The organism is Flavobacterium helocola (assembly GCF_038289885.1).
Lineage (GTDB): Bacteria > Bacteroidota > Bacteroidia > Flavobacteriales > Flavobacteriaceae > Flavobacterium > Flavobacterium cheniae.
Genome location: NZ_JBBYHT010000002.1, coordinates 52,179 through 67,526, shown reverse-complemented (window position 1 = coordinate 67,526; position 15,348 = coordinate 52,179). Strand labels below are relative to the sequence as shown.

Genomic DNA, 15,348 nt, shown 5'->3' with positions numbered 1-15,348 from the left:
TTAGCAATTGAGGATTAGTTTATTTATGTGTTTTAATTATTCGTTAACCAAAACCCATTCGCCAGAAGCAATCATGCTTTCTGCCTTTTTATATTTCATGGTTTCGCTTTTTCCACTCATTACGTGTTTGATAGTAACAGTGTCATTACGATTGATTTTTGGCATTTCTCTTGTAATCGTTTCTGTTACTTGAGGTCTTTGACTTGCCATTTCTCCTGCTCTTTTTGCTTGTGCTGCTGTATCTTCGCTATCTAAATCTTCTTTAGTTTCAGTATAGTTTTCTTTTTGTTGCACTTGCTTAGCTTCTTGAATTTCAGAAGTATTTTGAGAAGGCAAATCTCCTTTGAATAAGAATGAAATTACTTCTTTATTTACATCATCGATCATTTTCTTGAACAAGTTGAACGCTTCGAATTTGTAAATCAACAATGGATCTTTTTGTTCGTGAACCGCCAACTGAACCGATTGTTTCAATTCGTCCATTTTACGTAAGTGTTTTTTCCAAGCTTCGTCCACAATAGCCAAAGTGATGTTTTTCTCGAAATCAGCCACTAACGAACGTCCTTCTGAAGCATATGCTTTTTCTAAATCGGTAACCACATTTAATGATTTGATTCCGTCAGAGAATGGCACAATAATTCTTTGGTACTGACCATTGTTGTTTTCGTATACATTTTTAATGATTGGATACGCTTCGCGTGCATCTCTAGTGATTTTTTCTTCGTAATGAGCTAAAACCGCTTTGTATGTTTTTCCAGTAATCTCTCTTGCTGATAATTTTGCAAATTCTGATTGTGAAACGGGAGCGCTAATAGAGAAGTAACGAATTAATTCAAATTCGAAATTTTTGAAATCTTCTGCTAGTTTGTTTTGTTCCACTACTAGTTCGCAAGTGTCGTACATCATGTTTGCAATATCCACTTTCAAACGTTCTCCATGTAAAGCGTGACGTCTTCTTTTGTATACTACTTCTCTTTGTGCATTCATTACGTCGTCATATTCTAACAAACGTTTACGAACTCCAAAGTTGTTTTCTTCTACTTTTTTCTGAGCTCTTTCGATAGATTTTGTCATCATAGAATGCTGAATTACTTCACCTTCTTTCAAACCAATTCTATCCATAACTTTCGCTACTCTTTCAGAACCAAATAAACGCATTAAGTTATCCTCCAAAGACACGTAGAATTGAGAACTACCTACATCTCCTTGACGACCAGCACGACCTCTTAACTGACGGTCAACACGACGCGAATCGTGACGTTCTGTTCCGATAATTGCTAAACCACCTGCTTTTTTCACTTCGTCAGATAATTTAATATCGGTACCACGACCAGCCATATTGGTTGCAATTGTAACAACTCCAGGTTTTCCTGCTTCAGCTACAATTTCTGCTTCACTTTTGTGCATTTTAGCATTCAATACATTATGTTGAATACCTCTAATTTTTAACATTCGGCTTAATAATTCCGAAATCTCTACCGATGTTGTTCCAATTAATACAGGTCTTCCCGAATTTGATAATTGTACTACATCTTCGATAACTGCGTTGAATTTTTCACGAACGGTTCTATAAATTAAATCGTCTTTATCTTTACGCGCCATTGGACGGTTGGTAGGGATTTCCACTACGTCTAATTTGTAGATTTCCCAGAACTCACCTGCTTCAGTTGACGCAGTTCCTGTCATTCCTCCTAATTTGCTGTACATACGGAAATAATTCTGTAACGTAACGGTTGCAAATGTTTGAGTAGCAGCTTCGATTTTTACGTTTTCTTTAGCTTCGATTGCTTGGTGTAAACCATCTGAGTAACGACGACCATCCATGATACGTCCTGTTTGCTCATCTACAATCATTACTTTATTGTCCATGATAACGTATTCGGTATCTTTTTCAAATAAAGTATAAGCTTTTAATAACTGCGTTAACGTGTGAATACGTTCAGATTTTATTGAGAAATCACGGAATAATTCTTCTTTACGTTCTGCAGCTACTTCTGGCTCTAAATTTTCTCTTTCAATTTGAGCAATTCCTGTCCCAATATCTGGTAAAACAAAGAATTGTGCATCTGTATCTTGTGATAAGAATTGGATTCCGTTATCCGTTAACTCAACTTGATTATTTTTTTCTTCGATAACAAAGTAAAGTGCCTCATCAATTTTTGGCATTTCTCTGTTATTATCTTGCATGTATTGGTTTTCGGTTTTTTGAAGTAATTGTTTAACTCCTTCTTCCGATAAGAATTTGATTAAAGCTTTGCTTTTTGGTAATGCTCTGTACGAACGTAATAAATTAAATCCAGCGTCTTTATTGTTACCTTCTTTGAATAAACGTTTTGCTTCGGTTAAACAATCCGTAGCTAATTTACGTTGTAAAGTAACTAGGTTTTCAACTTTAGGTTTTAATTCATTAAACTCATGACGATCACCTTGAGGAACTGGTCCAGAAATAATTAAAGGTGTTCTCGCATCATCTACTAAAACTGAATCGACCTCATCAACAATGGCAAAATTATGTTTGCGTTGTACCAAATCTTCTGGAGCATGTGCCATATTATCTCTCAAATAATCGAAACCAAATTCGTTATTTGTCCCATAAGTAATATCGGCTTCATATGCTTTTCTTCTTTCTGGAGAGTTTGGTTGGTGATTGTCAATACAATCTACAGTTAAGCCGTGAAACTCGAATAAAGGTGCTTTCCAAGTACTATCACGTTTTGCTAAGTAGTCATTCACAGTTACTAAATGCACACCGTTTCCGGTTAAGGCATTCAAGTATAATGGCAATGTTGCTACTAATGTTTTTCCTTCTCCTGTTTGCATTTCGGCAATTTTACCTTGATGCAACACAACTCCACCAATTAACTGAACGTCGTAGTGAATCATATCCCAAGTAATAGCTTTACCAGCTGCATTCCAAGAATTGGCCCAAGTAGCGTTATCACCTTCAATTGCGATATACGATTTAGTTGCCGATAACTCTCTGTCTTTTGGAGTAGCGGTAACCGTGATTGACGTATTTTCTTTAAAACGACGAGCTGTTTCTTTCACTACTGCAAACGCTTCTGGAAGAATTTCGTTTAATACTTTCTCAGAAATTTCATAAGCTTCTTTCTCGATTTTGTCGATTTCAGCATAAATATCTTCACGAGCATCAATGTCTTGAGTTTGCTCTGCGTCTTGTTTTAAAGAAGCGATTTTAGCATCTTTTTCAGCGCGAGCATTTTTAATTTTAGCTTTGAATTCGGCTGTTTTAGCACGCAATTCATCATGAGACAATGCTTGTAAAGCACTCTCAAAAGATTTTACTTTGTTAATAAGTGGTTGAATCGCTTTTACATCTTTCTCCGATTTGTCCCCCACAAAAGCTTTCAATATGGAATTTATGATACTCATAATTTTTATTTTCTAAATAGGTTTGCAAATATAACCACAAAAAAAGTCTCAGTAAAGAGACTTGTTTCTGTTGTGTTTATTTATTTTTTAATATTCATCCTCATTCCAAAGATAATCTTCGTCAGTAGGATAATCAGGCCAAATCTCTTCCATTGATTCATAGATTTCTCCTTCGTCTTCTATAGATTGCAAGTTTTCCACTACTTCTAATGGAGCCCCAGTTCTGATAGCATAGTCGATAAGTTCATCTTTGGTTGCTGGCCAAGGCGCATCACTTAAGTATGACGCTAATTCTAATGTCCAATACATCTTTTATCGATTTAAGTTTATGCAAAAATAAATTTATTACCCAATAAGGCAAGTTTTTTTTTACTTTTTTTATTAAAATTTAAGAACGTTTTTTTTTAAGTGCTCAAAACATGACTTTTCATCTCTGTTTTCAGGCGTACTGAACACTTAAAACTGATTATCGAACACTATTTTCTAGGAATCCATTGTACTTCATCAGCGTTCAAATCATGGGACAACTTTCGTGCCAACACAAAAAGATAGTCAGAAAGTCGGTTTAGGTACTTAATTACACGTTCGTCTGTCGGTTCTATGTCATTCAAATGTACTGCTAAACGCTCGGCTCTACGGCATACACAGCGTGCAATATGACAATATGACACCGTTGTATGTCCACCTGGCAAAACAAAATGTGTCATTGGTGGTAACGCTTCTTCCATGGTATCGATTTCATTTTCCAAAAATTCGATATCTGATTCCACAATTCCCAGGTTTTGCAAGCGTGGTTGACCGTTTTTAAGGGTTTCTTTTTCAGGTGGTGTGGCTAAAATAGCTCCGACTGTGAATAATCTATCTTGTACCTCAATTAATACATTTTTGTACAAATCGCTCATGTCTTGGTCGCGAATTAATCCGATATGGGAATTTAATTCATCAACCGTTCCATAACTTTCAATTCTGATATGATGTTTTGGCACACGCGTTCCACCAAACAATGCTGTGGTTCCGGTATCGCCAGTTTTTGTATATACTTTCATTTTTAATATTCTTGAAATTATTTTTTTAATTGTTCACGATACACTTCGATATTCGATTTTACTTTTGGATCTAATTCGGGTTCGGTAATATCGGTTAGTTTTTCCATCTCTTCCCAAATGGTTTTAGCTACAATGTATCTCGCAACACCTTTATCATCAGCTGGAATTATGTACCAAGGCGCAAAATCAGTTGATGTTTTATTGATGGCTTCTTCGTAATATTTCATATAATCTTCCCAACGCTCACGTTCTTTTAAATCGCCAGTGCTGAATTTCCAATTGTCTTCTGGATTTTCTAAACGTTTTAGCAAACGTTCTCTTTGTTCGTCTTTACTCATGTGAAAATAGAACTTCAAAATTTTAGTACCGTTTTGAGAAAGGTGCTTTTCGAAATTCACCATTTGTTCCATTCGATTTTCCCAAAATTGAGGCGTAATATCTTCCACTTTTTCAATCCCTGGCAAGTTTTCAAACAAAATATATTCAGGATGTACTCGAGTTACCAAAACATTTTCATAATGCGTTCGATTAAAAACAGCAAATTTTCCTTTTTCAGGCAAAGCCAAATAATGACGCCATAAATAATCGTGTTCTAATTCGGTTGAATTTGGTGTTTTAAAACTGTGAACCACTACTCCACGCGGATTAAATTCTTTGAAAACCTCACGAATTAAACTGTCTTTCCCACTAGTATCCATGCCTTGCAAGCAAATTAAGAAAGCATGACGATTGTGTGCATACATAGCGTCTTGTTTTTTAGAAAGCTTTTTCTGGATTTTATCTAACGCTAATTCTTCTTGGTCTTTATCAGTATCGATATCTAATTTCGTAGCAAAATCAGCCAACTTAATAGTTGTTTTTACTTTAAAATCTTCAATATTTATGTTTTCCATTTTGTATCGCTTTTTAATAAGTGTAAAAATAGTACTTTTATGGGCAATTTCTGACTTAAAAACTTCATAAAGTTATCGGTAAAAATATGGAAAATTTCAAACTTACAAATCTCTTCACTATAAAAGGTATTGCAGCGCCATCTGGCTTGTTGTACTCACAAAATGTTTTATTTGTTATTTCAGATTCGAGTAATTTTTTATACCAATATGACATCGCAAAAAAACTTTTACTAAAATTCCCATTGGTAAAAGACGCTAAAGAAAACATTGAAAAAGTAAACAAACCCGATTTAGAAAGCATCACACAATATGGCAATCAGCTAATTATGTTAGGCTCTGGGTCAACAGAAAAAAGAAATTCGATGTTCACTTTAGATTTAGGATCCGATGCTTTACAATCACAAAATTTATCAGCTCTATACCAAAAATTAAAAGATGTTGGTTCGTTTACTGATGACCAATTAAATATTGAAGGTGCGATTTATGCGCATCAAACCATGTTACTTTTTCAAAGAGGAAATTCAAAGAATAGTCAAAATGGCATTTTTATTATCCCAAATCATCAAGAAGACGGTATTCGATTTGTACCGATTTCGCTTCCAACACTAGATAATGTAGAAACCACTTTTACCGATGCAATATTGGTTGGCGATAAAATTTATTTCTTGGCTTGCGCCGAAAACACAACATCTACTTATGAAGATGGTGAAGTTTTAGGAACCATTTTAGGCATCATGCACGCACCAACATTTGAAATTATAGATGTTCAATTATTATCGGAACATCAAAAATTTGAAGGTATCACACTTTATAATGAAACAGAAACCGAATTAGAATTTTTACTTTGCGAAGACAATGATACCGAGAATTTAGAAGCTGAAATTTATAAGTTGAACTTTCAGAAATAAATTCGTAACGTTTGATAAGAAAATACTACAAATAAGAAACCAAAAAAATTATGATTAAACATTTTCTTACTCTCGAATGGAAATCTTTTGTTCGGTCGGCATCGTTTAAAACCAATTTGGCTTTTAAAATTTTCATGGCGCTAATATTCTTATATTTTGCTGCGATGTTTGTTTTTGCTGGTATTGGAGCCTTTTACGGAATAAAAAAAGCTGGCTTAGAACCTTTACAAACGGTAAATAAGTTTATGATTTATTATCTTTTTGCCGATATGATGATGCGCTATTTTTTTCAAAAAATTCCAACATTAACAATTAGACCGTTGCTAGTTTTACCAATCAAGAAAAACACAATTGTACATTTTTCTTTAGGCAAAACGGTTTTAAACTATTTTAATACGACACATGCTTTCTTTTTTATTCCATTCAGTATTATTTTACTGATAAATGGATATAGTATATTAGGCGTAATTACTTGGCATTTAGGAATTTTGACCGTGATATTATTCATCAATTTCTTGAATATTTTAATCAACAATAAAGATGTTATCTTCGGAATTGTAGCTACAATTGTTATCGGATTAATTGCTTCTCAATATTATAAATTATTTGATATTACTATTTATACACAACCTTTCTTTCAAGGTTTGTATGAGCATGTTTGGATGGTTTTACTTCCAATTTTTGCCTTAGTAATCATCTATTATTTCACATTTAATTTCTTCAAAAAAGATTTAACGTTAGATGAAAGATTACATATTAAAAAGAGCTTAGCTACTTCAAACGACTTAACTTGGTTGAATCAATTTGGAACTTTAGGAACTTTCTTAAAAAACGACATTAAACTATTAATGCGAAATAAACGAGCAAAAACAACTTTATACATGAGTTTATTTTTCTTGTTTTATGGCTTGATATTTTTTCCACAAGAAATTTATAAAAATTCAGTGATGCAAGCCTTTGCTGCGGTTTTTGTAACGGGTGGATTCTTAATTAACTTTGGACAGTTTGTACCAAGTTGGGACAGTTCTTATTACCAATTAATGATGACACAAAGTATTTCGTACAAAGAATATTTGAATTCTAAATGGTGGCTAATGGTTATTGGAACAGCAATTAGCATGCTTTTAGCTTCCTTTTATATTTTCTTTGGATGGGATGTTTATATTACAATATTGGCTGTTGGTATATATAATATTGGATTTAATTCGTTTTTAGTATTGTTCACAGGCGCTTACACTAGAACTGCGATTGACTTAGAGTCTGCGAAAGGAGCTTTTGGAGATAAAAAAGCGTTCAATGTAAAAACCTTATTATTTTCATTACCACAAATGCTTATTCCAATTTTACTTTTTGGAGTCGGACTTTTAATAGACAATATTTATATTGGAATAGCATTAATTGCCGTTTTTGGACTTTTAGGATTGCTTTTCAAATCGAGACTATTCATGCTTATTGAAAAAATATTTCAGAAAGAAAAATACAATGCTATTGTGGCTTACAAACAAAAAAATTAATTTAAATCCAATAAATTATCATGATACAAGTAAATAATCTTACAAAAAAATATAACGCTACCACGGTTTTAAATATTCAAGAATTAGAAATTCCTAAGGGACAAAGTTTTGGTTTAGTAGGGAATAATGGTGCGGGAAAAACAACTTTTTTTAGTTTATTATTAGATTTAATTGAACCAACTACTGGAGGAATTATCAATCACAATATAGAAGTAAACACAAGCGAAAATTGGAAAAACTTTACAGGCGCTTTTTTAGATGAAAGTTTCTTAATTGGTTATTTAACTGCCGAAGAATATTTCTATTTTATTGGTGAATTACGCGGTCAAAATAAAGCCGATGTTGATGCTTTATTAAAAAAATATGAAGAATTTTTTAATAACGAAATTCTAAATACCAAAAAATATCTTCGCGATTTATCGAAAGGAAATATGAAAAAAGTGGGCATTATTGCTACTTTAATTGGAAATCCAGAAGTAGTGATTTTAGATGAACCATTTGCAAATTTAGATCCAACAACGGTAAACCGATTAAAGAAAATTGTAAAAGAATTAGCCGAAAATCCAGATGTTACCGTTTTAATTTCAAGTCACGATTTAATTCACACTGTAGAAGTTTGTAACCGAATTGTAGCTTTAAATAAGGGTGAAGTAGTTAAAGACATCAACACCTCAGAAGAAACATTGAAAGAATTAGAAGCGTTTTTCGCAGTGTAACACTGTATTATTTCATACTTTTATAATCGCAAGTTTCATCACTTGCGATTTTTTTTTTAAAATATTTTAAAGTCGTCCCAACCTTTTCCTAACTTTTCTGCTCTATATAAAAAAGCGAAGTCAAGAACAAGAACAATGTCAAGTTCAAGTTCAAGTACAAAAAGTAAAAAAATTTGAACATTGAATTTGAACTTGAGTTTGAATTTTGACAATAAAAACATTTTATGGATGTAAAACACATACAAGGCTGCCGAAAACAACACCGCGAAGCGCAACGCTTGGTGTATGAAACTATGGCGCCAAAACTCTATCGTTTGTGTAAACGGTATTTAAAAAAGGAGGAAGAAATTGAAGAAGTATTGGCCGATGCTTTTTTTACCATATTTACAAAAATAGATCAATTAAAAGAGGATTTGGCTTTTGAAGCTTGGGCGCGAAAAATAACGGTGAACAATTGCCTTTTACAAATTAAAAAGAACATCAACTTTAATTTGTATTTGGAAGATGTGAGCTACAATTCACAACCCTTGGCAGATGAAGTCACCGATTTAGAAGAAGAAGATTTGCTCAATTTACTGAATTATATTCCCGATGGATGTCAAACGATTTTTAATTTGTTTGTGATTGAAGGCTATTCGCACAAAGAAATTGCAGAACAATTAGGCATAAGTGAAGGAACATCCAAATCGCAATTGAACGCGGCAAAAAGTAAATTAAAAGAATTGGTAAGAACTTTTTATTATCAAAAAGCAAAATAGTCATGGGAACAGAAGAAAAATTATATAAAAAAATACAACAAGCTGCCGAAAATGCCGAGCAAAAAGACTTTCCAGGTATGGAGAAGATTTGGGCACGCGTTGAAGATAAGTTGGAAACACAAACACTTCAAAAAGAGAAACATTTGTGGAAAAAATTAGCGGTAGCTGCATCAATTGTTTTAGTGGGAACATTAGCCTTTTTCTTACTGCAAGAAAAAGAAAATGTAATAATTCCAGAAAATACGATTACAACGATTGATTCATCAAAAAATAACATTCCAACACCAGAATCGGCGAATGGTTTTGTAAACACCACTCCTGAAATTAAAAAAGAAGCGGAGCAAATTTTGCAGCAACAAATCGTAATTCAGAATAACATTGTGATTAACGATACAATCAATTACAAATCGAAAAAAGAAGTTCTACTTTCTGCTCCTATTGCTATGGAAGAAGTTCAAGAAATGGCAAAAACGAGTTTAGTTCCGAGTTACAATAATAGTATGTCTAATTCAGCATCCATAAATAATTCAGGCTATTTAGCAAAAGGGAAACGTTATGATGTTACAATGAATTCAGCAGAAAAAACTCAAGAAAAAGATAAAAAAACAGCAAATGATGATTTAGTTTTGGTAGATGGAGAATTAACCAAAGAATCCCTTTCTAATTTAAATCCTGATGACATAGATTCAATTATTGAGCTAAAAGAACCTATTTATTTTATTAACGGAGTGGAGTATTCAGAAGAATCGTTATTTGGAAAAAATCCAACGAGTCCGTATGCGCCATTGAGCAAACAAAAAATAGAAAAAATTGAAGTCATCCAACCTGTAGATGCTGTAAAAATTTATGGTAAAAAAGGAGAAAAAGGGGTTGTGATTATTTCAATTAAAAAAAACTAAATCTAATTATGAAAAGGCAATTAACAATACTCTTATTTCTATATTTTGTGACTTCAAATATAGGTTACAGTCAAGAAACCATTATAACAAAACCAAGAAAGTCAGTAACGGCAATCAAAGCTGAAAAACCATTAATTGTAGTAAATGATTCCATTTTAAAATATGAAGTTATGGAACACTTGAATCCGAACGATATCGAATCTGTAACGGTCTTGAAAGATAAAAAAGCAATGGAATTATATGGCGAAAAAGGAAAGTTTGGAGTTATTAAAATAACTACTAAAAATATTTCAAAAAGAAAACTAAGAAAAATTTATAAAGAATTTAAACATGAACTTTAAATTAACAATCATAGCATTATTTTTCTCCTTTGCACTTCATGCACAAGAGAAAAAGCAAAATGATACTATTAAAATCGAAATCAATTCAAATACCAAAACCATTTATTTCTTAGGCGGAATTGCTTCTGTAATCACCAAAGAAGATTTAGCTTTTGCTAAAAAATACAATATTCAATTTCACGATTTTGGTTGCATTGCTCCTACCAATTTTAAGGAATATGAAATTAAAAATGAATTGGTTTTTAATTATCTAAACAAAACTTATGGAAAACAATGGCAAAAAGAAATTAAGCAAAGTGTTATGGGTTTTGAGAAGTGGAAGAAAAAATAATAAAATCTATTAAACATGAAATCGAACTCTTTAAAAATTATAACTTTTATTTTGTTTTATAATATTTCACTGTCACAACCAAAGGACACTATTTACGGTAAAATAAAATCAATAAGAGAACAACTTATCTTTTTAGATGAAAATCGACAAAATTTAAAACTTTTTAGTACTGAAGGTGATTACGGGCATAATGGATTTTTAAGTGAAGAATATACAAAAAGTAGATTTAATATTTGGTGGTATAAAACTTATTGGGTTCATTATATTAATTATTATAAAGAATTTGACAACAACAATAGACTTCTAAAAGTCGTTTGGTATTATAAAAACCAAAGTATATTAAGTTCTTGCGAAAATAAATATGATATTAATGGAAAAATAATCAATCAAGAATTTAATTCATATAAATTGTCAAAAACAGTTAATCAATATGATGATAACAATAATTTGATTTTATCAAAAAATATTGATTCTGATAAAAATTATTCAACTACAAAAAGTGTTTTTAATAAAAAAAATCAAATTATTAGAGAAGAATATTTTAATTCAGAATATCCAAAAGAAAAAAGGATTACGGAATACTATTATGATCTTTTAGGTAATTTAATTGAACTAAAAAAATTTGATGAATATGGCGAAGATTATGGAACTAAATTTGAATATGATATTAAAAATAGAAACACAAAGATTATTAATCATTCACCATTTATTTGGGTAAAAACTAAAACAGGAAGTCGTCAAAAAAGAACCAAAAATGGCAATGACCAAATTAGCAGAGAATTCAAATACGATGAAAAAAATAGAATAATTGAAACTAAATCATATAATCCTAATTTCGATGATGGTAATATTATAGAGTTTTCTGGAAAAGAAGTTACTATTTATGAAAATGACTTGATAAAAAATATTTATTTTTATGACAATAAAGATAGTTTAACTTATTACAAAACATTTGAATATGATAATTTAAATAGAAAGACAAAAGATTATAGTATTTCTCCAAAATATCCTGAAAGTAATATTACATTAGAATATTTTTATAATGAGACTGAATATCCTACTAAATTATTGTATTTAGAAAACGGAATTACAACGCAAGTTGATTTTGAATATGTATTAGATAATAATAAAAATTGGATTGAACAAATAAAATCAGTTAATGGAAAGAAATTATATATTTGGAAAAGAGAATTAGAATATTTTGACTAAAATAACTTTCTAATGTTAGTTATAAACTTTGAGAAGTGGAAGAAAAAATAAGTTTTGGAATGAAATTTGAAACCCTATTTTTATGAAGCAAATAATTATGATTCTTATATTATTTTTATCGAACACGATAATTGGCCAAGAAAACAAAGCTTTACTTGGTAAATGGAAAGTTATTGAGATATACAATAACGATTATTATTATAAAGTTCAAAATGATTCAATAGTTTTATCAGAAAAAACACAAAAGCTCTATCGCAATAAAGTTTCGCAACAAGATTATAAAGCTTCAATTAGAGGAGATAACAGAGAAGTGATTTTCGAATTTAGAAGTGAGAATGAGTTTTATTATTTTTTTTCAGAAAAAGCGATATCACCAACTTTCAAAGGAACTTATGAAATCATCAATAACTTACTATTTTTGGATTTAACAAATCTTGCAAATATTAAAATAAAAAAAGAAGCATCATTCTATTTTAAAGACGGCAATTTGCATTTTACTATGCATTTAGAATCTAACAACCCTTATAATTACACACTCAAGAAGTTATAATTTTAACTTTAAAAGTAAATTTATGAAGAAACTCATATCATTAATAATATTTATTCTATTATCAAGCTGCAAAACTTATACGAAATTCAATAGTAATGAATTAAGTCAATCTGACACCATTTATTATCTTGATTTATCAAATAGAAATTTAAAAACACAACCCGATTTATCAAAATTCACGATTATTGAACTTAATATTTCCAAAAATAGAATAGCTGCTTTTGATGAAAACAAACTTCCAAAAGGAATTCAAAAACTAAATTTTAGTAGCAATAGGATTTCAAAAAAAGTTATTTTTAATAATGTAAGAAATCTTGAATTAGTTAATTTTTCAAATAATAAAATTGAATCTTTTTATTATACAGATGGGATTGTAAAAAACTTAAATTTATCAAACAATAAACTAGTTTCTATGCAAATGCCATTGTATGATGATGTAAGAGCTGATACTTTAAATGTAGCTAATAACAAGCAATTAAAAACATCCGAAATCAACAACATTGGTTTTCCTAGATTTTATAAAAATTTGATTAATTATAGTATTTCAACAAAGAACTAGATAGCATTATCTTTAATTAAATATACCTCGAAATAACATTTTCTAAATCGGCATATTCAAATGGTTTTACTAAGACATCGGTAAGACCATTTTTCTTTTCTAAAATTTCTTTTAGAATATTTTCTTTGTCAGAAGCAGTTAAAGCAATGATAGGCGTTTTAATTCCAAGGTTTCTCATCTTAATAGAAGCTTCAATTCCGTTCATAATTGGCATATTGATATCCATTAAAATAATGTCAAAAGTATTTTGTTCCACTAATTGAAGTGCTTCTAATCCGTTTTCTGCCATTTGGTAGCTGTGACCATTTTTCTCTAGCAGTTTTTTAGTCACCATTTGATTGATCTTATTGTCTTCTACCACTAAAATATTCAAGTTCTTTAACTTTTTCTGAGAATGAGTTTTTAGTTGGTCAGAAGCTACAATTTCATCAGCAGGAATATGAGGAAACATAACTGTAAACTTACTGCCTTCATTAATTTTACTTTCAACTGAAATGCTACCTTTGAACAGTTCAACCAAACGTTTTACAATAGATAATCCAAGTCCTGTTCCTTTGTATTGTTCTTGAAGATTAACATCAACCTGAACAAATTTTTCAAAAATTTTATCAATGTATTCTTCTGGAATTCCAATTCCTGTATCTAAAACCTCTAATTTCAAAAACGAATTATCATTTACCTTGTCTAAAGACAAACTAATTGTAACTTTTCCTTTTTTAGTGAATTTTAATGAATTGCTAGCTAAATTAATTAAAATTTGAGAAAATCGAGTTAAATCAGTTTTGATGTATTGCGGAACATCATCAGCAATTGAAACAATAATCTCGTTTTTATTAGACTTCGCAATCACATTCATTGATTCTTTTATGTGGCCAATTTCTTCTCTAACATTAATGTTCTCATAATTGAATTTAATATCATTATCTTCAATTTTATACACGTTTAAAACATCGTTAATCAAAGTTAAAAGATAGTGAGAAGAAAATTTTAAAGCATTAAAATACGGACTCTTTTTAATTTCTTTGTGTTCGCTTTCTAAAATTTCAGCCATTCCAATTACGCCATACAAAGGTGTTCGCAATTCATGACTCACATTAGATAAAAACTGAGTTTTCAATCGGGTTGCCTCTTCTGATTTTTCTCGAGCCACTTGCAATTGAAAATTATAATCAGACAATTTTTTACTTAAATTTCTATAATTTACAAATCCTTTGAAAATAAAAATCAAAAACACTATTACAAATCCAAGAAACCACAAAACGACTTTATTAAAACGACTTGAAGCTTTCATCTTTTGCTCCTGAATCCTTTTCTCTGTTTCAATTTGTTGCACTTTATATTTATATTCAAGTGCTTCAATATCGCCACCCGCCATTTTTATTTCTATATTTCTTTCCTTACTAAAAAGTTCATCTTGTAATTGATCGTGCTTTTCTAAATAATAAAGCGCTAGGTCTGTTTTTTTATACTTTTTATAAAATGCATAAATCATGGCATAAATGTCCATTTGATGTGATTTATGATATTCAAACTCCTGATGTTGAAAATCGGAAATACATTTTAAATAATTTTTTTCGGCATTAACAAAATCGCCTTGCATTTCATAATAATATCCCATTAACGAATAATACGACATTCCCATTTCATAATCATCCGGCGACATTTTTTTTTCTACTAATTGCAGATAATATTTCCCTTTGTCAAATTCATTTAATTCTAAATATACATCGGCTAAATTAATTTCTGCAAAAGCGATATCTCTTGGTACATCTAACCTCTTGGATAATTCATATGATTTTTGGTAATAATAAAGTCCTTTTTTAGAATCTTTCAGTCTGAAATAATACAAATTACCAATGTTATTATACAAGTAATTTTCTATCGTATCATTTTTGGCTAATAGAGCATAAGAAACTCCAGAATTATAATATTGAATGGATTTTTTTAAATCACCAAATTCTTCAAAATTCAATCCGATGATATTGTAAGAAGCCGCAACCATATCGAACTTATTTCTCTTTAAGGAGTATTCTAGAAGTTGTTGAGAATACATTAAAGATTCGCTACATTTCAAATCGTTTAAGCCTTTTAAAGCTTTATCATATAAACCTCTTGCATACTTATCTTTATATCCAATTCCTTGTCCAAAGGACAGTTGGAAGAAGAATAGCAAACAAAAAAATATAATAGCTTGTTTAAACATTTTTAATCAAAGGGGATTTGTTAAATTT

Annotated in this window: 15 protein-coding genes; 10 read left to right on the top strand and 5 right to left on the bottom strand. The window is 30.6% G+C overall.

The features are described 5' to 3' along the window. Nucleotides 1-36 precede the first annotated feature (36 nt). The 4 genes from secA to AAEO58_RS05170 form a co-directional block, all read right to left on the bottom strand. Nucleotides 37-3,393, bottom strand: coding sequence for a preprotein translocase subunit SecA (gene secA / locus AAEO58_RS05185; RefSeq protein ID WP_341682514.1), 3,357 nt, complete (start codon nt 3,391-3,393; stop codon nt 37-39). A gap of 87 nt (nt 3,394-3,480) precedes the next feature. Beyond that, nucleotides 3,481-3,702 (bottom strand): DUF2795 domain-containing protein, encoded by a 222-nt coding sequence (locus tag AAEO58_RS05180; RefSeq protein ID WP_002986941.1) that lies wholly within the window; start codon nt 3,700-3,702, stop codon nt 3,481-3,483. Between the two features lie 167 nt (nt 3,703-3,869). Continuing rightward, a complete protein-coding gene (locus AAEO58_RS05175; protein WP_133607867.1) occupies nt 3,870-4,439 on the bottom strand; it encodes a cob(I)yrinic acid a,c-diamide adenosyltransferase in 570 nt (189 codons plus the stop codon). A gap of 17 nt (nt 4,440-4,456) precedes the next feature. Continuing rightward, entirely contained in the window at nt 4,457-5,332 is an 876-nt protein-coding gene (locus tag AAEO58_RS05170) for a PPK2 family polyphosphate kinase (protein ID WP_341682483.1), read from the bottom strand. Nucleotides 5,333-5,418: 86 nt separating this feature from the next. On the opposite strand from AAEO58_RS05170, the gene AAEO58_RS05165 reads away from it, so the two are divergent. The 10 genes from AAEO58_RS05165 (at nt 5,419) to AAEO58_RS05120 (ending at nt 13,117) form a co-directional block, all read left to right on the top strand. Further along, nucleotides 5,419-6,240 (top strand): DUF6929 family protein, encoded by an 822-nt coding sequence (locus tag AAEO58_RS05165; RefSeq protein ID WP_341682481.1) that lies wholly within the window; start codon nt 5,419-5,421, stop codon nt 6,238-6,240. Nucleotides 6,241-6,290: 50 nt separating this feature from the next. After that, entirely contained in the window at nt 6,291-7,754 is a 1,464-nt protein-coding gene (locus AAEO58_RS05160; RefSeq protein ID WP_341682480.1) for a DUF5687 family protein, read from the top strand. A 20-nt stretch (nt 7,755-7,774) separates the two neighbouring features. Next, nucleotides 7,775-8,470, top strand: coding sequence for an ABC transporter ATP-binding protein (locus AAEO58_RS05155; RefSeq protein WP_341682479.1), 696 nt, complete (start codon nt 7,775-7,777; stop codon nt 8,468-8,470). Between the two features lie 224 nt (nt 8,471-8,694). Continuing rightward, nucleotides 8,695-9,228 (top strand): RNA polymerase sigma factor, encoded by a 534-nt coding sequence (locus tag AAEO58_RS05150; RefSeq protein WP_341682476.1) that lies wholly within the window; start codon nt 8,695-8,697, stop codon nt 9,226-9,228. Nucleotides 9,229-9,230: 2 nt separating this feature from the next. Continuing rightward, complete coding sequence (locus AAEO58_RS05145; protein ID WP_341682474.1) at nt 9,231-10,127, top strand: hypothetical protein; 897 nt, start codon at nt 9,231-9,233, stop codon at nt 10,125-10,127. 8 nt (nt 10,128-10,135) lie between these two features. Further along, on the top strand, nt 10,136-10,468 hold the full coding sequence (locus tag AAEO58_RS05140; RefSeq protein WP_341682472.1) for a hypothetical protein: 333 nt from the start codon (nt 10,136-10,138) through the stop codon (nt 10,466-10,468). After that, nucleotides 10,458-10,799: an FEKKY domain-containing protein gene (locus AAEO58_RS05135; RefSeq protein WP_341682470.1), complete on the top strand. Its 342-nt coding sequence runs from the start codon at nt 10,458-10,460 to the stop codon at nt 10,797-10,799. The genes AAEO58_RS05140 and AAEO58_RS05135 overlap by 11 nt, the downstream gene beginning before the upstream one ends. Before the next feature lie 15 nt (nt 10,800-10,814). Next, on the top strand, nt 10,815-12,008 hold the full coding sequence (locus AAEO58_RS05130; protein ID WP_341682468.1) for a hypothetical protein: 1,194 nt from the start codon (nt 10,815-10,817) through the stop codon (nt 12,006-12,008). Nucleotides 12,009-12,090: 82 nt separating this feature from the next. Next, entirely contained in the window at nt 12,091-12,558 is a 468-nt protein-coding gene (locus AAEO58_RS05125; protein WP_341682466.1) for a hypothetical protein, read from the top strand. Nucleotides 12,559-12,580: 22 nt separating this feature from the next. Then, nucleotides 12,581-13,117, top strand: coding sequence for a hypothetical protein (locus tag AAEO58_RS05120; RefSeq protein WP_341682465.1), 537 nt, complete (start codon nt 12,581-12,583; stop codon nt 13,115-13,117). A 16-nt stretch (nt 13,118-13,133) separates the two neighbouring features. On the opposite strand, the gene AAEO58_RS05115 is transcribed toward AAEO58_RS05120, so the two are convergent. After that, nucleotides 13,134-15,320, bottom strand: a complete 2,187-nt coding sequence (locus tag AAEO58_RS05115) for a tetratricopeptide repeat-containing hybrid sensor histidine kinase/response regulator (protein ID WP_341682463.1) — start codon at nt 15,318-15,320, stop codon at nt 13,134-13,136. Between the last annotated feature and the right edge of the window lie 28 nt (nt 15,321-15,348).

Coding starts and splice junctions, on each gene's coding strand:
- AAEO58_RS05165 (WP_341682481.1), top strand. CDS start 5,419: ATGGAAAATTTCAAACTTACAAATCTCTTCACTATAAAAGGTATTGCA.
- AAEO58_RS05145 (WP_341682474.1), top strand. CDS start 9,231: ATGGGAACAGAAGAAAAATTATATAAAAAAATACAACAAGCTGCCGAA.
- AAEO58_RS05115 (WP_341682463.1), bottom strand. CDS start 15,320: ATGTTTAAACAAGCTATTATATTTTTTTGTTTGCTATTCTTCTTCCAA.
- AAEO58_RS05150 (WP_341682476.1), top strand. CDS start 8,695: ATGGATGTAAAACACATACAAGGCTGCCGAAAACAACACCGCGAAGCG.
- AAEO58_RS05155 (WP_341682479.1), top strand. CDS start 7,775: ATGATACAAGTAAATAATCTTACAAAAAAATATAACGCTACCACGGTT.
- AAEO58_RS05175 (WP_133607867.1), bottom strand. CDS start 4,439: ATGAAAGTATATACAAAAACTGGCGATACCGGAACCACAGCATTGTTT.
- AAEO58_RS05120 (WP_341682465.1), top strand. CDS start 12,581: ATGAAGAAACTCATATCATTAATAATATTTATTCTATTATCAAGCTGC.
- AAEO58_RS05125 (WP_341682466.1), top strand. CDS start 12,091: ATGAAGCAAATAATTATGATTCTTATATTATTTTTATCGAACACGATA.
- AAEO58_RS05135 (WP_341682470.1), top strand. CDS start 10,458: ATGAACTTTAAATTAACAATCATAGCATTATTTTTCTCCTTTGCACTT.
- AAEO58_RS05130 (WP_341682468.1), top strand. CDS start 10,815: ATGAAATCGAACTCTTTAAAAATTATAACTTTTATTTTGTTTTATAAT.
- AAEO58_RS05170 (WP_341682483.1), bottom strand. CDS start 5,332: ATGGAAAACATAAATATTGAAGATTTTAAAGTAAAAACAACTATTAAG.
- secA (WP_341682514.1), bottom strand. CDS start 3,393: ATGAGTATCATAAATTCCATATTGAAAGCTTTTGTGGGGGACAAATCG.
- AAEO58_RS05180 (WP_002986941.1), bottom strand. CDS start 3,702: ATGTATTGGACATTAGAATTAGCGTCATACTTAAGTGATGCGCCTTGG.
- AAEO58_RS05140 (WP_341682472.1), top strand. CDS start 10,136: ATGAAAAGGCAATTAACAATACTCTTATTTCTATATTTTGTGACTTCA.
- AAEO58_RS05160 (WP_341682480.1), top strand. CDS start 6,291: ATGATTAAACATTTTCTTACTCTCGAATGGAAATCTTTTGTTCGGTCG.